The organism is Winogradskya humida, from assembly GCF_016862215.1.
GTDB classification, from domain to species: domain Bacteria; phylum Actinomycetota; class Actinomycetes; order Mycobacteriales; family Micromonosporaceae; genus Actinoplanes; species Actinoplanes humidus.
In genome coordinates, this window is sequence record NZ_BOMN01000013.1 from 108,189 (window position 1) to 128,614 (window position 20,426).

The 20,426-nt window shown below is 70.2% G+C and carries 22 protein-coding genes; 15 read left to right on the plus strand and 7 right to left on the minus strand.

What is annotated here, in order from left to right; genetic code table 11:
• The first annotated feature begins 131 nt into the window (after nt 1-131).
• From Ahu01nite_RS05180 to Ahu01nite_RS05215, 8 genes are all read left to right on the plus strand, one after another.
• A complete protein-coding gene (locus Ahu01nite_RS05180; protein WP_203835224.1) occupies nt 132-1,670 on the plus strand; it encodes a dynamin family protein in 1,539 nt (512 codons plus the stop codon).
• On the plus strand, nt 1,664-3,511 hold the full coding sequence (locus Ahu01nite_RS05185; protein ID WP_203835225.1) for a dynamin family protein: 1,848 nt from the start codon (nt 1,664-1,666) through the stop codon (nt 3,509-3,511). Before Ahu01nite_RS05180 ends, Ahu01nite_RS05185 begins: the two co-directional genes overlap by 7 nt.
• Nucleotides 3,511-4,101: a hypothetical protein gene (locus Ahu01nite_RS05190; protein WP_203835226.1), complete on the plus strand. Its 591-nt coding sequence runs from the start codon at nt 3,511-3,513 to the stop codon at nt 4,099-4,101. Before Ahu01nite_RS05185 ends, Ahu01nite_RS05190 begins: the two co-directional genes overlap by 1 nt.
• Nucleotides 4,102-4,150: 49 nt before the next feature.
• Nucleotides 4,151-5,533: an MFS transporter gene (locus tag Ahu01nite_RS05195; protein WP_203835227.1), complete on the plus strand. Its 1,383-nt coding sequence runs from the start codon at nt 4,151-4,153 to the stop codon at nt 5,531-5,533.
• Between the two features lie 27 nt (nt 5,534-5,560).
• Nucleotides 5,561-5,932 (plus strand): GntR family transcriptional regulator, encoded by a 372-nt coding sequence (locus tag Ahu01nite_RS05200; protein ID WP_203835228.1) that lies wholly within the window; start codon nt 5,561-5,563, stop codon nt 5,930-5,932.
• Nucleotides 5,932-6,330, plus strand: a complete 399-nt coding sequence (locus Ahu01nite_RS05205; protein WP_239158625.1) for a nuclear transport factor 2 family protein — start codon at nt 5,932-5,934, stop codon at nt 6,328-6,330. The genes Ahu01nite_RS05200 and Ahu01nite_RS05205 overlap by 1 nt, the downstream gene beginning before the upstream one ends.
• 66 nt (nt 6,331-6,396) lie before the next feature.
• Nucleotides 6,397-6,921, plus strand: coding sequence for a hypothetical protein (locus Ahu01nite_RS05210; RefSeq protein WP_203835229.1), 525 nt, complete (start codon nt 6,397-6,399; stop codon nt 6,919-6,921).
• A 19-nt stretch (nt 6,922-6,940) separates the two neighbouring features.
• Complete coding sequence (locus Ahu01nite_RS05215; protein WP_239158654.1) at nt 6,941-9,031, plus strand: sensor histidine kinase; 2,091 nt, start codon at nt 6,941-6,943, stop codon at nt 9,029-9,031.
• 295 nt (nt 9,032-9,326) lie between these two features.
• Here the strand turns inward: Ahu01nite_RS05215 and Ahu01nite_RS05220 are convergent, their stop codons facing one another.
• A complete protein-coding gene (locus Ahu01nite_RS05220) occupies nt 9,327-10,025 on the minus strand; it encodes a hypothetical protein (RefSeq protein WP_203835231.1) in 699 nt (232 codons plus the stop codon).
• A gap of 247 nt (nt 10,026-10,272) precedes the next feature.
• Here Ahu01nite_RS05220 and Ahu01nite_RS05225 point away from each other — a divergent pair, with 247 nt between their 5' ends.
• From Ahu01nite_RS05225 to Ahu01nite_RS05240, 4 genes are all read left to right on the plus strand, one after another.
• Nucleotides 10,273-10,716, plus strand: a complete 444-nt coding sequence (locus Ahu01nite_RS05225; RefSeq protein WP_239158626.1) for a helix-turn-helix transcriptional regulator — start codon at nt 10,273-10,275, stop codon at nt 10,714-10,716.
• A gap of 5 nt (nt 10,717-10,721) precedes the next feature.
• Nucleotides 10,722-11,132: a VOC family protein gene (locus tag Ahu01nite_RS05230; RefSeq protein WP_203835232.1), complete on the plus strand. Its 411-nt coding sequence runs from the start codon at nt 10,722-10,724 to the stop codon at nt 11,130-11,132.
• Nucleotides 11,133-11,189: 57 nt separating this feature from the next.
• Nucleotides 11,190-11,618, plus strand: a complete 429-nt coding sequence (gene coaD, locus Ahu01nite_RS05235; protein WP_203835233.1) for a pantetheine-phosphate adenylyltransferase — start codon at nt 11,190-11,192, stop codon at nt 11,616-11,618.
• 494 nt (nt 11,619-12,112) lie between these two features.
• On the plus strand, nt 12,113-13,063 hold the full coding sequence (locus Ahu01nite_RS05240; protein ID WP_203835234.1) for a tyrosine-type recombinase/integrase: 951 nt from the start codon (nt 12,113-12,115) through the stop codon (nt 13,061-13,063).
• Nucleotides 13,064-13,069: 6 nt separating this feature from the next.
• Here Ahu01nite_RS05240 and Ahu01nite_RS05245 read toward each other — a convergent pair whose 3' ends face one another.
• From Ahu01nite_RS05245 to Ahu01nite_RS51295, 4 genes are all read right to left on the minus strand, one after another.
• The gene (locus tag Ahu01nite_RS05245; RefSeq protein WP_203835235.1) at nt 13,070-13,891 is read right to left on the minus strand and encodes an alpha/beta fold hydrolase; all 822 of its coding nucleotides are present in this window, start codon (nt 13,889-13,891) and stop codon (nt 13,070-13,072) included.
• Between the two features lie 14 nt (nt 13,892-13,905).
• Complete coding sequence (locus Ahu01nite_RS05250) at nt 13,906-14,325, minus strand: organic hydroperoxide resistance protein (RefSeq protein WP_203835236.1); 420 nt, start codon at nt 14,323-14,325, stop codon at nt 13,906-13,908.
• 12 nt (nt 14,326-14,337) lie between these two features.
• The gene (locus Ahu01nite_RS05255) at nt 14,338-14,775 is read right to left on the minus strand and encodes a MarR family winged helix-turn-helix transcriptional regulator (RefSeq protein WP_239158627.1); all 438 of its coding nucleotides are present in this window, start codon (nt 14,773-14,775) and stop codon (nt 14,338-14,340) included.
• Nucleotides 14,776-15,333: 558 nt separating this feature from the next.
• Nucleotides 15,334-15,990 (minus strand): TetR/AcrR family transcriptional regulator, encoded by a 657-nt coding sequence (locus Ahu01nite_RS51295; RefSeq protein WP_203835237.1) that lies wholly within the window; start codon nt 15,988-15,990, stop codon nt 15,334-15,336.
• Nucleotides 15,991-16,077: 87 nt separating this feature from the next.
• Here Ahu01nite_RS51295 and Ahu01nite_RS05265 point away from each other — a divergent pair, with 87 nt between their 5' ends.
• The gene (locus tag Ahu01nite_RS05265; RefSeq protein ID WP_203835238.1) at nt 16,078-16,785 is read left to right on the plus strand and encodes a nitroreductase; all 708 of its coding nucleotides are present in this window, start codon (nt 16,078-16,080) and stop codon (nt 16,783-16,785) included.
• Here Ahu01nite_RS05265 and Ahu01nite_RS05270 read toward each other — a convergent pair.
• A complete protein-coding gene (locus Ahu01nite_RS05270) occupies nt 16,779-17,561 on the minus strand; it encodes an endonuclease/exonuclease/phosphatase family protein (RefSeq protein WP_203835239.1) in 783 nt (260 codons plus the stop codon). The genes Ahu01nite_RS05265 and Ahu01nite_RS05270 overlap by 7 nt on opposite strands.
• Before the next feature lie 142 nt (nt 17,562-17,703).
• Here Ahu01nite_RS05270 and Ahu01nite_RS05275 point away from each other — a divergent pair, with 142 nt between their 5' ends.
• Nucleotides 17,704-18,171: a heme-degrading domain-containing protein gene (locus Ahu01nite_RS05275; RefSeq protein WP_203835240.1), complete on the plus strand. Its 468-nt coding sequence runs from the start codon at nt 17,704-17,706 to the stop codon at nt 18,169-18,171.
• Here Ahu01nite_RS05275 and Ahu01nite_RS05280 read toward each other — a convergent pair.
• On the minus strand, nt 18,156-19,763 hold the full coding sequence (locus Ahu01nite_RS05280) for a GTP-binding protein (RefSeq protein WP_203835241.1): 1,608 nt from the start codon (nt 19,761-19,763) through the stop codon (nt 18,156-18,158). The genes Ahu01nite_RS05275 and Ahu01nite_RS05280 overlap by 16 nt on opposite strands.
• A gap of 127 nt (nt 19,764-19,890) precedes the next feature.
• Here Ahu01nite_RS05280 and Ahu01nite_RS05285 point away from each other — a divergent pair, with 127 nt between their 5' ends.
• Complete coding sequence (locus Ahu01nite_RS05285) at nt 19,891-20,412, plus strand: GNAT family N-acetyltransferase (RefSeq protein WP_239158628.1); 522 nt, start codon at nt 19,891-19,893, stop codon at nt 20,410-20,412.
• Nucleotides 20,413-20,426 lie beyond the last annotated feature (14 nt).

Consider the following 20,426-nt stretch of genomic DNA (forward strand, 5'->3'; position numbering starts at 1 on the left):
GTGCTGCGGCAGGCGACCCGGCCCTGCCCGTGCACGGGAGGGCTGACCGCCTTGTCTTCGACCACCATGTCGCCGTCGACGGCCGCAGTGCTGACATTCTCGCCGAATGTGTGCTCGGCTGACGAGTCGTGATGGTAGGTCCCCTCACCACCCGGGTCGCGACCCTGTGTGACGACGTCGTCGCGGGTGTCGGCCCTGAGGCCGGTGAACAGGTGCGATACGTCCGCGAGCGGCTCGGCGAACCCCTGCGCGTCGCGATCGCGGGGCGGTTGAAAGCCGGAAAGTCGACACTCGTCAACGCCTTGATAGGCCGCCGGGTGGCCCCCACAGCCGCCGGTGAGTGCACCCGCGTCGTCACCAGGTTCCGTTACGGGACCGCTGACCGGGTCGACGCGGTGCTGCGCGACGGGACCCGGCGCAGCCTCCCACTCGACGACGACGGGATGATCCCGCAACGCCTCGGTGTCTCGGCCGGGCGGGTCGCGTACCTCGATGTCACCCTGACGAGTGCGAAACTGCGGGACCTGACCGTCGTCGACACCCCCGGCCTGGCGTCGTCCGACACGCAGGTGTCCGCGCGGGCAGCGGCGCAGCTGGGGGAGGCCGCGACCGCACCGTTCGACGGTGACATCGACGAGGACTCCTCGCAGGAGGTCGCCGCCGCCGAAGCCGTCGTGTACGTGTTCACCCAGGCCGTCCGTGCCGACGACGTCCGCGCGCTGGAGGCGTTCCGGGCCGCGTCGGCACGGCTCGCGTCGAGCCCGATCAACGCGCTCGGCGTGTTCGGCAAGGTCGACACGCTCGTCGGTGGAGCCGGTGACCCGTGGCCGGTCGCCGGGCCCCTCGCGGAGCAGCAGGCGGGCCTGCTGGCGCGTACGGTGTCCGAGGTGATCCCCGTCGCGGGCCTGCTCGCCGAGACCGGCGAGTCCGGGCGCCTCACCAGCGCCGACTGCGCCGCCCTGCAACGGCTGTCCACGCTGCCGGCCGGTGAGCTGCAGGTGCTGCTCGCCTCCGTCGACCTGTTCCGCACCCGGCCCGCCCCGGTCAGCGCCGAGCACCGCGAACGGCTGCTGGGCCTGCTCGACCTGTACGGCATCGGGTTCTCCCTCGCCCAGCTGGCCGCCGACCCGCAGCTCGGCACCGGTGAGCTCGTGCGCCGCCTGGTGGCGGCGTCGGGGTTCCCACGGCTGCAGAACACCCTGGAACAGACCCTGCGGTGGCGTGCCGACGCGATCAAGTCCGGGTGGGCGCTGTCCCGGCTCGAGCGGATCGCCGGGCACACCCCCGCCGGCCCCGACCGGGAGGTGTTGCAGGACGCCACCGAACGGTTGCTGCGCGAGCCCGCCTATCACCGGCTGCGGCTGCTCGAAGTCGCCCAGCGGGTCGCGACCGGCCGGGTCGCGCTCCCGGTCGCCTGGGAGCAGGAGCTGATCCGGCTGGCGACCTCCGACGACCCGCGCTGGGTGCTGCGCCGCCCGCAGGCCGGCCCGGACGAGCTCGCCGCCGCCGCGGTCGAGGCCGCGAACAGGTGGCGCGTCTACGCCGTCGCCGGTGCCGGTCCCGCCCAGTCCCGGGTCGCGCAGGTCGCCCAGCGCGGCTTCCACCTGCTCGCCCAGAGCATCCGAAACGGCGACGGCATCCGCGCAGGCAGCGAGGTGACCCGATGGTGACCCGCGACCTCGGCAAGGACCTCGACACGGCGGTCCGCGACGCGCTCGCCGCGGTCCGCGCCACCGACTCCGACGCGGCCGCCGAGCTCGCCGACCTGCGCCGGCGCCGCGTCACCCGGCCCTCGATCGTGCTGGTCGGGGAGACGAAACGCGGCAAGAGCAGCCTGATCAACGCGCTGCTCGGGGTGCCGGGGCTGTCCCCGGTCGACGCGGCCGTCGCGACCGCCACCTACCTGCACTTCACCCCCGGCCCGACGCTGAGCGCCGCGGCGTACGTTCCGGGTGTCCCTGAGCCCGTCGACGTCGATGCGCGGCAGCTGCGAGCGTGGGCGACCGGCCGGGGGTTGCCCGGTGGGGGACGCGGGCCGCGGCGTATCGAGCTGACCCACCCGGCGCCGCTGCTGCAGTACGTGACGCTGATCGACACCCCCGGCGTCGGTGGTCTCGACCCGGCCCACACCGCGGTCGCGCTCGACGCGGTGGAGCGGGCCACGGCGCTGCTGTTCGTCGCGGACGCGTCGTCGCCGTTGTCGCAACCCGAGCTCGACTTCCTCGCCGCCGCCAGCGAACGCGTCGACACGGTGGTGTTCGCGCTGACGAAGGTCGACGCGTTCCCCGGGTGGCGGCGCATCGCCGACGACAACCGCACCCTGCTGCGGGCCAAGGCACCCCGGTTCGCCGACGCCCCCTGGTTCCCGGTGTCGGCGCGGCTCGCGGAGCTGGCCCTGTCCATGCCCGCCGCCGAGCAGGCCCCCCTGGTCGACGCGTCCCACATCGCCGGTCTGCAGCACGCCCTGGTCGAGCTCGCCGGCCGCGGTCACCAGCTGCAACTCGCGAACGTGCTCCGCGCCGCCCGCGCCGAGCTCGGCCGGCAGGAACAGGCCGCGACGGCCCGGCTGCGCGCCGCGGAGGCCGACCCGGCGGGCGCTGCGAAGGTCCGCGCCGACCGGGCCGCGCTCGCCGCCCGCAAACGCACCGAGTCGCGGCAGTGGGCGCTGCTGCTCAACACCGAGACGCAACGCGCCCGCGTCGAGATGGTCTCCACCCTGCGTACGAAGATCGGCGCCCTGCAGCAGGAATTCACCGACAGCGTCGACAAACGCCGCGGGGAGGCCCTCACCGGGCTGCCCGACGAGGTCGACACCCGGCTGCAGGCCCTCGCGGTGACCCTGTCCGACGACCTGCGGGCCACGTTCCGGCAGGTCGGGGAGCGGGTCCTGGCGCAGGTCTTCGACAACGACGAGTTGTCGGCCGTCCTCGACCGGCTCAACGCGACCCTGCGCCACACCCTCGACGCGAACGCCCCCCGTGACGGCTCCGGTGACAACCTGCTCATCGCCCTGTCCGCCGGCGGCATCGCGATGATGGCCGGGCGTGGCGCCGCGTTCGGCGCGTCCGTGCTCGGCGTCGGCGGTGCGGTCGCCGGGGGACTGCTGATCCCCGTCGCCGGCCTCGGTCTCGGCCTCGCCGCCGGCGGATACGTCCTCTACCACCGCCGCGTCCAGACCGACCGGCAACAGGCCCGGCTGTGGCTGCGCGACGTCCTCGGCGAGGCCCGCGCCGCACTGCAGGACGAGATCTCCTACCGCTTCACCGACCTTCAGTACGCCCTCGGCGTCGCCGTCGACGACGCCGTCGAACGCCGCCTGCGGGAACTCGACGCGCAGGTCGCCGACATCGACGCGGCCGCCGCCGAGGACGCCGCCGGACGCTCACGGCGGCGCACCGAGGTGAGCGCCGAGCTGCAGCAGCTGCGCGGTCATCTGCGTCACGTGGACGACGTACTCACCCGGGCCCGCGCCCTGGCACCCGCCCCCGCACCTCTCGGTCAGGAGATCTGATGAGCGACGAACACGGCTGGCCGGACTTCGCCGATCACCACGGCGACCACATCCCCCACCACGAGGACCTGCCCGACACCCCGTGGGAGGAAGCGGACCACACCCCCGCCTGGGAGGACCCCGCAGCCGGCCACCTCGACCACGGTGACCACTTCGGCGCCGACGACCAGGTGGACGATCATCACGCCGTCGTGGAGGACGTCCACGAACCGGTCCACGACGACTCGCCCGCCGACGACCTCGCCGAGCACCACCCGGTCGCCGACATCACCGACGGGCACGTCCTCGGCCCGATCGGCGCCGACCCCGACGCCACCGCCGAGCACCTCGACGACCCGATCACCGCGTTCCCGCCGCTGGTCGACGTCGGCCCGCTCCCCGAACCCGTCGACGGCTTCCCCTGGATCGACACCGGCAGCCTCGGCGTCGTCGACCCGGTCACGACGCCGGTCACCCCGGTCACCGCCACCGAACTCGCCGCGTACGCCGCCGAGGACCTGCCACCCGGCGCCGACCCGTGGGCCACCCTCGCCGGCTCCGAGGACCCCGCCACCAGCGCCCTGGCCCGCTGGTGGAGCGAGAACGGCTGACAAACACCGGGAAAACCATCGCGCCGGGGTCCCGGACACCCACCCCGGGATGACATCATCTGCGGCCATGACCGCAACCACCGCGCCGGACAGCACCCGGCGGGAACGCACCGGCTGGTACTTCTACGACTGGGCCAACTCGGCGTTCTCGACCACCGTCATCACGGTGTTCCTGGGCCCGTTCCTGACCACGGTCACGGAGCTCGCCGCCGGCTGCGCACTGGGCGCGGACACCTGCGACGGCCGCGTGCACCCGTTGGGCCTCAGCATCGCCGCGGGCTCGTACTTCCCGTACCTCGTGTCGCTGTCGGTGCTGCTGACCGTGTTCGTCCTGCCGGTCATGGGCGCGGTCGCCGACCGGGCACCCCGCAAGAAACCCCTGCTCGCCGCGACCGCGTTCACCGGCGCCGCCGCCACGATCGCCATCGCGTTCGTCACGGGGGACCGCTACCTGCTCGGCGGGCTGCTGTTCATCATCGCAAACGTGTCGTTCGGGGCGTCCGTGGTCGTCTACAACTCGTTCCTGCCCCGCCTGGCCGGCCCCGACGAACGCGACAAGGTCTCCAGCCGGGGCTGGGCCATCGGCTACCTCGGCGGCGGCGTGCTGCTCGCCCTGAACCTCGTCGCCGTGATCACCCTCAGCGTCGACGGCGACGACCAGCGCACCCTCGACCTGGCCCGCTGGTCCATCGTGTCCGCCGGCGTGTGGTGGGCGGCGTTCACCCTCATCCCGCTGCTCTGGCTCCGCGAGCACCCCACCGCCACCGTCTCCACCGGCGGTAACGTCCTGACCGGCGGTTTCCGGCAACTCGGGTACACCCTGCGCAGCTTGAAGGCGTACCCGCTGACGTTGTTCTTCCTGGCCGCCTTCCTCGTCTACAACGACGGCATCCAGACCGTCATCTCCCTGGCCAGCCAGTACGGCACCGAAGAGCTCCACCTGCCACAGTCCACCCTGATCGTCACGATCCTGATCGTGCAGTTCCTGGCGTTCGGCGGTGCCCTGCTGCTGGGCCTGCTCGCCACCCGCATCGGCGCGAAGAACACCGTCCTGATCTCCCTGGGCCTGTGGCTGGTCGTCATCCTCGCCGCGTTCTGGCTCCCCGAAGGCATGTCCCTGCCGTTCATGGCCCTCGGCGCCGGCATCGGCCTGGTCATGGGTGGCAGCCAGGCCCTGAGCCGATCCATGTTCAGCCAGCTCATCCCCGCGGGCCGCGAAGGCGAGTACTACGGCTTCTACGAGATCAGCGACAAAGGCACCAGCTGGCTCGGCCCCCTCGCGTTCGGCCTGGTCTACCAGCTCACCAACAGCTACCGCATCGGCATCGTGTCGCTCGTGGTCTTCTTCGTCGCCGGTGGCATCCTGCTCGCGATGGTCCCGCTGCGCCGGGCCGTCACCGCAGCCGGCAACACCCCGCCGCGCCTGCTCTGACCCACGACCCAGGAGCGCCGCATCCCCGTGGACATCACCATCGACCCGCAGTCCCCGACCCCACCCTACGAACAGGTCCGCCTGCGCATCGCCGCCCTCGCCGCCGAAGGCACCCTGCCCGCCGGCACCCGCCTGCCCCCGGTCCGCCACCTGGCCAACGACCTCAACCTCGCCGTCAACACCGTCGCCCGCGCCTACCGCGAACTCGAACAGGCCGGCCTCGTCGAAACCCGCGGCCGAGCCGGCACTGTGGTCACCGCCGCTGCTGCCCGCACGCCCGAGGCAGCCCAGAAAGCAGCCCACAGGTACGCCGAAACGACCCGTTCCCTCGGCCTCACCTCCCAGCAGGCCCTCGACCTCGTCAGAGCCGCCCTGACCCAGTCATCGGGAGGCGCCTGATGCTGACCACCGACGACCGGCTGGCCATCCACGAACTGCTGGCCCTGCACGGCCACCTCATGGACGATGGCGCCTTCGACCAGCTCCCCACCCTGTTCACCGAAGACATCACCTACGACGTGACCGCCCTCGGCGGCGGCGTCCTGACGGGCTTCGCAGCGATCACCGCGGCCGCCCAGGCCCTCGGCGACCGCAACCCCGTCGCCCACCACGTCACCAACATCCGCGTCGAAACCACCCCCGACGGCACGGTCCGTGCCCGCTCCAAAGGCCTCGGCATCACCACCGACGGCCTCTGCGGCAGCGTCACCTACGACGACACCCTCCGCCAAACCCCCACCGGCTGGCGCATCTCCCACCGCACCGTCACCCCCCGTCGCACCCCACTCCACCCATGACCGCGTGCCCCCTGCACCCCATCGTGTCCCTGTATCCATATTCACGGAGCTAGCCGGTGCGAGCCTGTGGGATCACGCATCCCACCAAGACCTGCCGGCTCTGTTCAGCCTTGCCGTCGACTCAGCCTTGCCGTCGACGAGGGCTGGACTCGGGACGACCGCGGAGCCTGGCTGCTGCGCCGCTTCCTGGCCACATACTCGGGCTCCCCGGATGCCTTCACCGACCTCACCGGCTACGAGGCTGCCGTCAATGGACGCGGCATACCCGACCTGGACCTCACCGGGCCATCGCGGAGCAGGGCGGCCGACCTTGCGCGCCGTGGGGTCGCTTTTTCCCTGGCGGCGCTCTACCGGCTCAATGAGGAACACCCGGACCACCCGGCGGCCGTCGCCTACCTCACGATCAGCGCGGTCGACATGGACGACGAAGATGTCTACGTCGCTGACATCACCTTCGTGACCGTCCACGACGGCGAACCCCCGTACGTGAAGGACCTCGAACAAGTCACCACCGGCGCGATCCTGGCGATCGGGTCCGCGGAGTGCCGCAACCCGCTGCCACCGGCCCCAACCGCACCCGTTCGGGCGTAACATACTTTTCTTGAACTTTGTGGCAAAGCGGGTGAGTGAGTCGGCACCCGGCCGGATGGATCTGCGGACCGGGGGACTGTCACAGGCCGCCGCCGGCCACCTGTCAGCGCTCACAGCGCAGGCCGCGCACGCACCCGCCGCCATGGTCCACCTCCTCGACGGGGAACAACTACGGCTCGTCGGCGCATACGGGCTGCCGTCTCAATGGGCGCACGCACCGTCCGTACTCGTCACCTCGACGCTCGCCGGACTCGTCATCGCGCAGGGAACACCCCTGGTCATCAGCGACGTCACCGCCGAAACCACCGACCCCGTCGGCGTACCCGCGGACGGGGGACGCGCCTACGTCGGATACCCCATCCGCGACGTCGAAGGCGCCGTCACCGGGGTCTGCGCCGTCCTGGACCACCAGCCACGCCAATGGCTACCCGAACACCTCACCGCCGTCGACCTCGCCGCGCAGACCTGCACCGCCTTCGTCATCGAACAACGCTCCGCCGCACACGCCGACGACGCCCGGCGACTGCTCGCCGCCCTGCTCGACAGCCTGCAGACCGGAGTAGCCGCCTGCGACGCCCACGGACGGCTCGTGTTCTCGAACAAAGCCAACGAAGACCTCAACGGCCGGCTACCCGGCGGCACCGACCTGCGCACCTGGAAACGACACCCCGCCGCCACCCCACCACCCGCCGTCGAACCACTCATCCGCGCCCTCGCCGGCGAACGGCTCCACGACACCGAGATCGAAGTCGAACGACCACAACAACGACCGTCCCTGCTGCTCGCCGACGCCCAGCCCATCACCAACGCCGCCGGCGACCCACTGGGCGCCGTGGTCACACTGCAGGACGTCACCCACCGGCACTCCGCCGCCATGCTCAAAGACTGCGAACTCACCATCCGGCGCCAACTCTCCGGCTCCGACACCAGCCCCGCCGACGAACTCCTGCTCGAAGCCATCGCCACCATCGGCCGGATGCTCGACTGGGCCGCCACCGAATTCTGGGCCATCGACGAGGTCGGCAACGTCCTGCGCCGCCACCTGCACTGGACCGACAACCGCCACCAGCTGCCACCCGGCCTACCGGACCACCTCAACCACGGCCAAGGTACGCCCGGACGAGCCTGGCAAAGCTCCGAAGTCACCTGGGCCACCGACCTGAACACCGACCCCGACGCCCGCGCACAAGCCCTCGACTGGGGAAGCCTGCGCTCAGCGGTAGCCGTCCCCGTACCCATCGGATCCGTCACCCGCGGCGTCCTCGCCTGCTACAGCGCCTACACCGAACACCCCGACGACGTCCGCACCGCCGTCATGACCGGCATCGCCGCCCACATCGGCCAATTCCTCGAACGCCGCCGCGGCTGGGACCTCACCACCGAGCTCGGGCACAGCCGCGACGAATACATCGCCCTGGTCGGCCATGAGATCCGCACCCCACTGACCAGCATCGAGTCCTACACCGCACTCATGATCGACGACCCCGGCCTGCCCGCCGACGACCGCGCCGAGATGCTCCAGGTCGTCCAGCGCAACACCGGACGCCTGCACATCATCATCGACAAACTCCTCGACATCGCCGGCCTGCAGTCCGGCCACCTCGCCATGGACATCCACCGCACCGACCTGACCACCATCGTGCAGAACGCCGCCGCCCGCCACACCGCCCCCGGCATCGACTTCGACATCACCCTGCCCGGCGAGACAATCCTGTGGGGCGACCCCCACCGCCTCACCCAGGTCATCGACGAACTGTTCACCAACGCCACCAACTGGGCCGACACCGGCAGCCGCATCACCGCCACCATCACCACCGACGGGCCCATCATCCAACTCACCGTCGCCAACACCGGCCAGATCATCCCCGCCGCCGAACGCGAACGGCTCTTTCAGCGCTTCTTCCGCACCCAGCACGCCATCACCAACGCCGTCCCCGGCACCGGCCTCGGACTCTCCCTGGCCCGCACCATCATCGAACAACACGGCGGCACCATCATCGCCACCACCGACGACAACCCACCCGGCACCACCATCACCGTCCGAATCCCCACCGACAGGAACACCCACCCCCACCAGCAAGTATCCACCGCCACCACCCAGCCACGCTGAGCACGCTGAGCACCACCCGGCCACGCTGGGTACCAGCCAGCCCCACCCAGCCTCAGCCGGCAAACGGTCACCCTCGCCGAGCACCACCCAGCCGACCGGCAAGCGGCCGCCGCTGACCACCGGAAAGCCCGCCTGCCACGAGCCGGGCTTTCCCACAGCCGATCCCTGCCACCACTGATCCCTGCCACAGCCGATCCCTGCCACAGCCGATCGCCCACCGCAGCATTCCGGCAGCCGTCATCACACAGCTGCTCTCTCACAGCCGCGTGCTCACCGCCGGGGGAGTGGCCGGCCCTCAGCTCGCGTCGTTCAACTCCTGCAACCGAGCCTCGATCTCCGCCAGCTCCGCCCGCAACCGCTCCGCCTGCTGCTCCGCCTCGGCACGCTCCGACGACACGATCTGCTCCACGGCCTCCTGCACACCCGGCACGTCGACCAGCGCCACCATCCGCATAGCCTCCGCCGGACGCACCACATACGGCTTCGCCAACGCCTTCGAACCCTGATTCGCCGCGATCGTCCACTCACCATCGGTGTACGACAACGTCACCGTCAGGCCCGACGGCGGCTTGGGCTTAGCCGCCCGCGCCGGAGTCTTGGTGCGCTGAGCCGGGGCCGGCGCCGGAGCCGCGGTCTCCTCCGCCACCTTTGCGGGAGCCGCCACCGGCGGCGGCGAATCCAGCACGAACTCCGGCTCCACCTTCTCCGGCTCAGCCGGCGCCGGGGGAGCGGCAACCTTCTTCACCGGACCCTTCGGCGCCACCTCCAGATCCGCCGGGGCGAACGGCAACTCGTCACGCCCGAACTTCACCACCACCCACTCATCGGACTCCGCCGGATCCGTCAGCGCCACCACCTGGCCCACCTGACCCGCGATCTGACCCGCCGACTCCGTGAACATCACCCGAGGCTTACGCCCCGCCGCCAGCCCGTCGCGGATCGCCTGCAACTCCTCCGTGCCCAGCCCTCGCACACCGGTCCGCGCCACCACCATCGATCAACCCTCCTCAGCATCGAACACATGTTCCAACGACGTAAGTTCTACCAGGCCCCACCGACAAAACCACCACCAACCCACCCATCACCCGCCGGGGGAGCGCTCAAGATCCTCCCGCGCCCCCACCCACCCCGCAAAACCAGACACCCACCACTCCACCCGTACGCCCCCCACGCCCGCAACCACCGCACAGCCCACACCGCCGACTAGGCAACCACCCACCCCGTCGGGCACCCTGAACACCGTGAGCGACAGACCCGACCCACACCTGCGCGAACTCGTCCTGCTGCGCCGCGTCCGGGACCGGATCGACCGCGACTACGCCCAACCCCTCGACGTCGAAGCACTCGCCCGCGGCGTACACCTCTCCGCCGGGCACCTCAGCCGCGAATTCCGCGCCGCCTACGGCGAATCGCCCTACAGCTACCTCATGACCCGCCGCATCGAACGCGCCATGACCCTGCTGCTACGCGGCGACATGTCCGTCACCGACACCTGCTTCGCCGTCGGCTGCTCCTCACTGGGCACCTTCAGCACCCGCTTCTCCGAACTCGTCGGCATGTCACCCAGCGCCTACCGCCGCCTGGCAGCGGGGGAGGGCAACGGCATCCCCGCCTGCGTCGCCAAACAGATCAGACGACCGATCAGGAATCGAGAAGCGGGCCCCACCCGCACCGACCTAGCCTGAAACCCATGAACCTCAGCATCCACCAGAGCTTCCTGTCCGCCGACGACCCCGAGAAGGCCCTCACCTTCTACCGCGACACCCTCGGCTTCGAGGTACGCAACGACGTCGCCTACGGCGGCATGCGCTGGATCACCGTCGGCCCGCCCGACCAGCCGCAGACCTCGATCGTCCTGGAACCCCCGGCCCTCGACCCCGGCCTCACCGACCCCGAACGCCGCACCATCCTCGAACTCATGGCCAAGGGCACCTACGCCCGCATCGTCCTCGCCACCCCGGACCTCGACACCACCTTCGAAAAGATCCAGGCCAGCGGCGCCGACGTCGTCCAGGAACCCACCGACCAGCCGTACGGCATCCGCGACTGCGCGTTCCGCGACCCCGCCGGCAACCTCGTCCGCATCAACGAGATCAAGTAACCCGCACCGTCGGGGGAGAGCCGCACCCGGACGCGCATCGGCGGATACCATCTGCCGATGCCGCGCAACCAGACAGGCAACTCCCGAGCCGCCTATCCCGGAACGTTCGACCCGTTCACCGCCGGCCACCGTGATCTCGCCGACCGGGCGCGGCACTTGTTCGACCACGTGACGATCCTGGTCGCCGTCAACAACGACAAGCAGCCCACCAGCAACGGCACGCAACGCGCCCGGGACATCCGCGCCATCCTCCCGGCGGACTGGGCAAACGTCACCGTCGCCGCCTGGAGCGGACTGACAGCGGCCTACTGCCGCCAGCACGGGGCAGCGGTGATCATCCGTGGCGTCCGCAACGCCAGCGACGCGGAGCGCGAATTTCAGCTGGCGGCGATGAACGAGACCCTCGGCGTGACAACTTTGTTCATGCCTGCCCGCGCGGAACTGGCAAGAACGTCCTCAACAGCGGTACGCGCGACAGCGACCTAGCCTTCCAACCTGCCTCACGCCGGCAGCCGGGGCATGTCCGAATTGTTCCCTGGCTGCCGCGTTACCCGTTGGTCGATAATTGACATTATGTAAACCTGAGCGCAGAGCGGACCCGGAAGAGGACAAAAACCCCATCACCTCATGGGTACGGAAACAAAAACGACTCGGAACCCCTGACCCGAATCTCAGGAGAATCCGCCCCACAGAACTGCCCAACCTGCGTATCCATCAGTGTCGGCGGCCCGCGCCGGCGAGCACACCGGACGTGACCGCAGGATCGCCGCGACCGCACCGCTTGGCCGAGGCGGCACCCATCCCGCCTCTCCGCACACGGGCTCGGGCAATCTGGCCAGGCTCCTACCCCGGCGCGAGCAGGGCCTGGCGACACCCGCGCGGCCAGTGCGCGACGTACTGCGGAGACTGCAAAAACGCCCAGCTGATCAGTATCACCCCAGACCTGTCGATAACCGTCTAAGTGCTGCATAATATGCCTTATGCAGCACAGTGGCGATATCGCGGTGGAGACGCTGGTTGGCGAGTTTCTCGGGGCTCGGGCTGTGCGGAAGCCGTCCGAGCACACGCTGCTCGCGTACCGGCGGGATCTGACTGCTGTTCTGCGTCTTGTGGGTGAGGATGTCACTCTGGGTGACCTGTCCCCCAAGGCTTTGCGGGCGGCTTTTGCGATCTTCGCCGGTGGGCGTGCCCCCTCCTCCGTGTCGCGGGCGTGGTCGAGCTGGAATTCGTTCTTCGGGTTCCTGGTGGTCGAGGGTGTGCTCGCGGGGAATCCGATGTCGGCCGTGGGGAAGCCGCGGTTCATGGCGCCCTCCCCCAAGCCGTTGCGGGGTGAGGACACTCCGGAGCAGTTGCTCGAGGCGGTCAGCCAGGTGGACGAGCGGCAGCGGGATCCGTGGCCGGAGCGGGACGTGATGGTGCTGGCTCTGGCGTTGTGTGCGGGGCTGCGGCTGTCGGAGTTGCTGTCGTTGCGGGCCGGGTCGTTCCTGGGGCGCCCGGGTGAGCGCCGGGTGGAGGTTGCCGGTAAGGGTGGGCGGCCGCGCAGTGTGCCGATCGAGCCGGAGCTCGATGGGGTGGTGGACCGTTATGTGGAGAGCCGGCGGGTGAGGTTCGGGCGGGTGCGGCCGGATGAGACGTTGCTCGTGGATCGTAAGGGGCTGCCGTTGCGCCGGGGTGGGCTGCAGTATCTGGTGGAGTCCTGTTTCAAGCGGGCCGGGGTGTCGGACCGGGTGCCGCGGGGTGCGCAGTTGCATGCGTTGCGGCATACGTTCGCGACGCGGCTGGCGGAGGACGGGGCGAACGCGTCGGAGATCATGCGGTTGCTGGGGCATGCGTCGTTGACGACGTCGCAGGGGTACATCGAGGTGACGGCGGCACAGCAGCGCGCGGCTGTCCGGGCGAACCGGACGAACCGCGCGCTGGGGAAGCTGTAGTGCGGGTCAGCTGTTCAGGAAGCCGATCAGGGCTTCGTTGAATTCGCCGGGGTGTGAGGCGTTGATGCCGTGCGGGCCGTCCTTGATGACGTGGACCTTCGCCCCGGCGACGATCTCGGCGGTGATTTTGCCGCTGTTCTCGAAGGGGACGACGGCGTCGCTGTCGCCGTGGATGACCAGTGTCGGGATGCTGATCTTCTGCAGGTCGCCGCGGAAGTCGGTGGTGCCGAAGGCGGCGACGCAGTCCAGGGTGCCTTTCGCCGAGGCGACGTGGGCGAGTTCCTGGGCGTAGCGGACCTGGGCGTCGCTGACTTTGAGGGTGCTGCCGGCGGTGAAGAAGTTGGTGGCGAACCCGTCGACGAACGCGATGCGGTCCTGGTTGATGCCGTCCTGGAAGCCCTTGATGGTGGCGTCGTCGAGGGCGCCGTCCGGGTTTTCGGGGCCTTTGTGCAGGTAGGGCGGGACGGCGCCGGCGAAGACGGCTTTGGCGATCCGGTCGCTGCCGTAGTTGCCGAGGTAGCGGGCCACCTCTCCCCCGCCCATGGAGAAGCCGACGAGGGTGACGCCGGTGAGGTCGAGGTGGCGCAGCAGGGCGTCGAGGTCGGCGGCGAAGGTGTCGTAGTCGTAGCCGTCCCAGGGCTGGCTGCTCTTGCCGAAGCCGCGGCGGTCGTACGTGATGACGCGTTTGCCGGCGGCGATGAGTGCGGGGATCTGGGCTTCCCAGCTGCGTCCGGACAGTGGCCAGCCGTGGATGAGCACGACGGGGTCGCCGGTGCCGAAGTCCTCGTAGTAGAGCTCGACGCCGTTGTTGACGCTCAGTGTGGGCATGGTGCTAGTGCCTTTCAGGCGAGGGCAAGCTTCACGTCGACGTTCCCACGGGTGGCGTTGCTGTAGGGGCAAACCTGGTGAGCTGCCTCGAGCAACTGCTGGGCGGTGGCTTCGTCGACGCTGGGAAGCTCGGCCTCGATGGTGATGTTCAGGCCGAATCCGCCCTGGCCGTTGGGGCCGATGCCGACGTCGACGGTGATCGCGGTGTCGGTGAGCTGGATCTTCTGCTTGCCGGCGACGAGCTTGAGGGCGCTGTGGAAGCAGGCGGCGTAGCCGGCGGCGAACAGCTGCTCGGGGTTGGTGAGGGCGCCGCCGGGGCCGCCCATCTCCTTCGGCACGGCCAGGTCGAGGTCGAGGACGCCGTCGCTGGAGCGGGTGTGTCCGCCCCGTCCGTCACCGGTGGCGGTCGCGGAGGCGGTGTAGACAGCGGTCATGGGGGGTGCTCCTCAGAGATTGCTGGCGGTTGCTGTGCCGCGGACGCGGCCGAGCAGGTGGTAGAGGGTGGTGAAATCCTCGACGCTGAGGTCGAGGGCGCAGGCGAGCCGTTCGGGCAGGTCGGCGAGTTGCTGCTCGAGCAGCATTCCCTCGGGGGTGGCCGACACCCAGACGGTGCGTTTGTCGTCCTCACCGCGGGTGCGATGGACGAGGTTCTGGCCTTCGAGGCGTTTGAGCAGCGGCGACAGGGTGCCGCTGTCGAGGTGCAGGGTCGCGCCGAGGTCGGTGACCTTGACGCTGCCGCGTTGCCAGATCACGCGCAGGGCGACGTATTGCGGGTAGGTGATGCCTGCCGCGTCGAGGGCCGGCCGGTAGAGGCCCGTCATCGCGCGGGAGGCGGTGTAGAGCTCGAAGCAGAGCATCGCTTCTAGTCCGGTGGCCTCGTCCATGAGGAGAAAGGTAGTGCACAACTTAGTTGTGCACAATTAAATTGTGCACAACCTAACGGTGAGGGTGAACACAAGCTCGGGCGAGCCGCTGAGGGCATCGGGTGGCGCCGGCGGGGCCCGAACGCCAGACGGGGCGGTTGCTGCGCGGGGCTGGACCTGGCGTGCCGGGGATTCGGCGGGAAGACGCTCGGATCGAGTTCGCGTGGGTGGTGGGCTCTTCAGGGACTGCTGGGCGAGCGGGCGCGCAGGGATTGCAACTACAGCAGTGCCGAACAGCCGCCGTGATATCAGGCGGGAAGGCGCCCGGGCCGTGCCGGTAGCCTGCGGTTCATTCGCAGACGACGCTGACCGGGCCGTTGTGGTCCAAAGGGTGGCGGGCGATAACCGAAGGCGCCCTTGGGGGGCCGCAAGGTACGTGCCGGCCACCCGCTCCGCCTCGGTTGCTGTACCGCCGCCCGTGGACGTGTGCCGGAGCGAGGGTTGTGTGCTCGGCGCCGGAAGGTCAGCTCGACCGGGCGGGTGTCAGCGCCGAGGACGTCGCAGCCTCGATGGGTTCGGTTACGTCTGTGGGGCGTGGTTGAGGAGGAGTTCGGCGGCGGCTCGGGCGTGGCGGCCGTAGGTGGGGTCGTTGAGGACCATGGCTCGGGTGGTGGCGCCGTCGGAGAGGGTGACCAGTTGTTCGGCGAGGGGTTCCGGGTTGGCGATGCCCAGGTCGGTGACGAGGGCGGTGACCAGGGTGAGCATGAGGCGTTTCTTGTCGCGTGCGAAGGCGTGGACCGGACTGGCCGGGTCGGGGTGTTCGGTGGCGGCTTGCAGGAACGGGCAGCCATGGACGATGCCGTCGGGCCATGGCTGGGTCGTGAACATGGCGAGGATGCGGTCGCGGGGTGGGACGTCGGTGCGTTGCAGGGCGTCGAGCATGGTTTGCCCGGTGTTCAGTAGGTAGTTCAGCTGGGCGAGTACAAGGTCTTCTTTGGCCGGGAAGTGGGCGTAGAGGGTTCGTTTCGAGACCGGGGCGGCGGCGGCGATGTCTTCCATCGTGGTTGCGGCGATGCCTCGGGTGGCGAAGAGGCGGACTGCGGCGGTCAGTACGCGTTCCCTGCCACCGCGTCCCGCTCGTCGTCCCGGTTGCTCGCCCCCAGCGCGAGAGTCCCCAGCGCGAGAGTCCACGGCTGAGGTGTTCGTGGCTCGGGTGTCTCCGCCTGGAGTGTCCATGGGCAAAGTATACGACGGCGTTTACTTGGAGGGCGGCGGCTGTTACGGTCGCCGATGTAAACGTGTCCGTGTACTTGAGGAGTGGGTATGGCTTTGAGCGAGGCGGCGGAACGGATCATTCGGGGGCGGCGGGCGACCCGGGCGTTTCTGGGTGACGCTGTGCCGGAGAAGACGGTGCGGGCCGTTTTTGAGCTGGCCGGCGCAGCGCCGTCGAACTCCAATGTGCAGCCGTGGCGGGTCGAGGTGGTCAGCGGGGCGACGAAGGACCGGCTCGCCGACGCGCTGGTCGACGCCGACGGTGAGGGGCGGCGCACTGTCGACTTCCCCTACAGCGAGGCCATCTACGCGCCGGAGCACAACCAGCGCCGGGCGGCGTTCGGTCAGGCGCTCTACGGTGCCCTCGGCATCAGCCGCGACGCCCGGCGAACGGGCGACGGGGGCCAGGTGCGGGACGCCCGCGAGATGCTGGCCGCCTACAACACGGCGAGCCTGCGGTTCTACGGGGCGCCGCACGTCGCGTTGCTGTTCGCCCCGGACTCCGGTGATCCCCGGCTGACTGCCGACGTCGGCATGTACGCGCAGACCCTGTTGCTGGCCATGCGGGCCCACGGTGTGGACAGCTGCCCCCAGGCGCTGCTGAGCTTCTACGCCGACACGGTCCGCGAGACGCTCGGTGTCTCAGGTGGCAAGTTGCTGCTCGGCGTGGCGTTCGGCTATGCCGATCCCGCGGCCAGGGTGAACGCCGTGTCCGTGGGCCGTGAGCCGCTGGAGCAGACGACGCGTTTCCATCATTGATCGAGGTGGACGACCAGGGGCCGGTGGTCGGAGACACCCACCGCGGGCGTGCGGACCTGCACGACCCGGCCGAGGGTGCCGGCGCCGCGGGGGTCGGTGAGGATGTGGTCGAGCTGGGCTTTCGGGGCGGGGCTCGGGTAGGTGGCGTGGCCGCGGGCGAGGCTGCGCCACCCGGTGAACGCCCGCACCGGCCCGGACGGCATGTTGAGATCACCCATCAGGATGCGCGGTGCCGGCAGCGCGCGCAGGGCCCGCACCGCGTGGCGCAGCTGGCGTACGTTCCATCCGGGTACGAACGACAGGTGCGTATTCGCGACGGTCATCGGCCCCGTAGGCGTGTCGATGACCGCGGCGATGAGGATGCGGGGTTCGTCCTTGAGCAGCAGCAGGCCGCCGTCGGGGCCGGGGACCCAGACCGGGGAGCGGATCGGGGCGGCGGGTAGCTGGGTGATCTGCCAGCGCAGGACGGGCCAGCGGCTGATCAGGGCGATGCCGTAGAGCGGGTGGTCGTTGTCGGCCTCGGATTTCCAGGGGTGCCAGGTCTCCCCCGGGGTGCCGACGACGGCGGCGGCGAAGCGGTGGGCGGGGGCGCCGAGGGCGTCGGCGGCGATGGCGGTGAGGTCGAGGTGGCCGCTGCGGGGCTGGGCGCGGTCCACCTCCTGCAGGCCCAGGATGTCGGCGTCGAGGTCGGCGACTGCCGCGGCGACCCGGTCGGCGTGTACGTTTCCGTCGGACAGGGACCTGCCGTGCAGCAGGTTGAAGGTGGCCAGGCGCACGGAAGTGACCTTAGCGCCGGGCGGGAGGGGGTGCTGTGTTCAAGGCGGTGTGCTGCTTGGTCGTGGTGTTTGTCATCCTCGGGTCGGCGGGAATCTGGCTGCGGCGTCGCCGGGGGATGTGATCATGGCCGAGAATGGGCGGATGAGCGACGACGATCTGATTACCCGGCTCGAGGAGCAGGAACGCCGGCTGGTGTTCTCCCGGTTCGACCATGCCGACGCGTGGCATCTGGGGAGTCTGCTGGTGGATCTGGCGACGAGCCGGGACCTGCCGGTGGCGGTCGACATCCGGCGCGGGACGCAGCAGTTGTTCCACGCGGCGCTGCCGGGCAGCACCGCGGACAACGATCACTGGATCGTGCGCAAGGTGCGGGTCGTGGAGCGGTTCGGGGCGTCGTCGTTCCTGGTGGGCCGGCGCCTGGCGGCGAAGGGTGAGGCCCTGGACGCCAAGTACGGCGTGGACCCGGCCGATTTCGCAACCCACGGCGGAGCTTTCCCCGTACGCGTGGAAGGTGTGGGGGTTATCGGTGTCGTGACCGTGTCGGGTCTCCCCCAGGCCGACGACCACGCCCTGGTCGTGGAAGCCATCGAGACCTACCTGGAGGAGTAGCGGTCGAACGTCGCCTCGACAATGCCCTCGCCGTGGGTGAGGCCGGGTAGCCGGCGCCGCAGCTCCTGGATGCGTGCGGCGGGGAGCTCAGCGGACAGGGTGGCGCGGCGGCCCGGCACGTGGGTGTCCAGGACGGTCCCGCCCAGCGCGGCGAGCACCGGCAGCACCGCGGGGAGCGTGTCGGCGGGTAGTTCCAGCTCCAGGTGGTGCACGGGTTCGCAGACCCGGGTGCCGGCGCGGGCCAGTGCGGCGGCGAGCACGAGCCGGGTCAGCTGCCGGAAGTCCCCGGCGGTGCTGGACATGCTCTTGTCGAACGTGCCGTGCGAGTGGCTCTGCCGGGCCAGGTAGCCGTTGCGGATCAGGGTGACCCGGGCGTCGAGGACCTGCCAGCCGTGCGGGCCTGCTGACAGGCCTTCCCGCACGGACTGCTCGACGGCGGTGAAGAACGCGGCCGGCATCGACCCTGGCTCGACCTCGATGCCGAAGCCGCTGCCCGGTTCGACGCGCAGGCCGATGGTGGCGAGGAACGGGCCGGCGCCGATGACCTCGGTGTGCTCGCCGACGCCGGTCACCCGCTCGACGCTGATGATGCGGGGTTTCGAGAACCGCACGTGCAGTCCGTACTCCTCGGCCAGGGTCCCGGCGATGACTTCCTGCTGGACCTCGCCGTAGAGGGTGACCGACAGCGGGTCGCGGCGCAGCCCGATCAGCGGATCCTGCTCGGCGAGCTGGGCCAGCGCGGCATAGACGGCGCCCCGGTCCTCGGCGACGACCACGGATTCCAGGGTGGGCGGGGCGAAGTACGCCGGGGCGTCCCCGGTGGTGTCGCCGAGCTGGTCCCCGACCCGGACGGTGCGCAGCCCACGGATCACGGCGATGTGCCCGGCCGTCGCGGAGCGCACCACACGATCGAAGACCCGCAGACCGGTGACGCGGCCCTGGGCGAGCCGGTCACGCACGTGCAGCGTGCCGGCGTGGATCCTCGCGTACGCAATCCGCTCCCCGTTTACCCGCTCGATCTTGAACACGCGGGCGTTCAGGGGCGCGTCGCTCTGCTCAGGCGCGTACGGCAGCAGGGTCGTGATCGCGTGGGTGAGTCCGTCGATGCCGTCACCGGTGATCGCCGACCCGCACCGCACCGGCCTGTCCCACAGCTCGCTGAGCTGCGCGCGGACCTCGTCGGGGCGGGCACCACTGCGGTCGGTCTTGTTGATGAAGAACAGCGTCGGCAACCCCAGCCGGCGCAGCGTGCGCAGCAGGACATGGGTGTGCGCCTGGACGCCTTCGACGGCGGAGACGACCAGGATCGCGCCGTCGAGGACCGACAGGGCCCGTTCGACCTCGGCGATGAAATCCGGGTGCCCCGGTGTGTCGATCAGATTGACGGTGACGCCGGGCAGCCGGAACGACGCGACCGCGGCCCGGATGGTGATGCCGCGGCGGCGTTCCATGTCCAGGGAGTCGGTGCGGGTGCTGCCCGCGTCGACGCTGCCGAGGGTGCCGAGCTCACCCGCGTCGTACAGCAGGCGTTCGGTCAGGCTGGTCTTACCAGCGTCGACGTGAGCGAGAATGCCGAGATTGAGCAATGCCACGAACAGAGTCCTTCGACGAAACCGGCAGGGCGGAAGGGAACTCAGTCGTGGCACGCATACGGCCATCCTGGCCTGGGCAGTTGCGACGGTCCACCGAATAACCACCCGGAGCGTACGATTCCCGGTCGTGTCCACATCCCCTGAACCGTCGCACGGGCTCACCCTGCGCCCGTGGCACGACAACGACGCGGCCGCGCTGGTAGCGGTCGCCGGTGACCCCGCCCTGCACCGCTGGACCGGGGTGCGCGCCGCTGACACCACCGAGGCGTTGCGGTGGCTGGCCGTGCAGCACGCCGGGCTCGCCGACGGCAGCCGCTACACGTTCGCCGTCGTCGGCGACGGGCAGGACCTGCTCGGCCAGGTCGTCCTCAAACGCGGGGAACGCCCGGAGAACCTCGCCGAGGTCGGCTACTGGGTCGCGGGACCCGCCCGCGGCCGGGGCGTCGCCCCACGAGCGGTCACGATCCTCACGACGTGGTCGTTCACCCGGTTCCCCGAACTGACCCGCATCGAGCTCAGACATCAGAGTGACAACACGGCGTCGTGCCGGGTCGCGGTCAAATGCGGCTACGCGTACGAGGCCACGCTCGCCGCCGCCCATCCGTATCCGCAGACCGGGCACCTGCACGCCCTGGAGAGGACATTGTGACGATCACCGCCGAG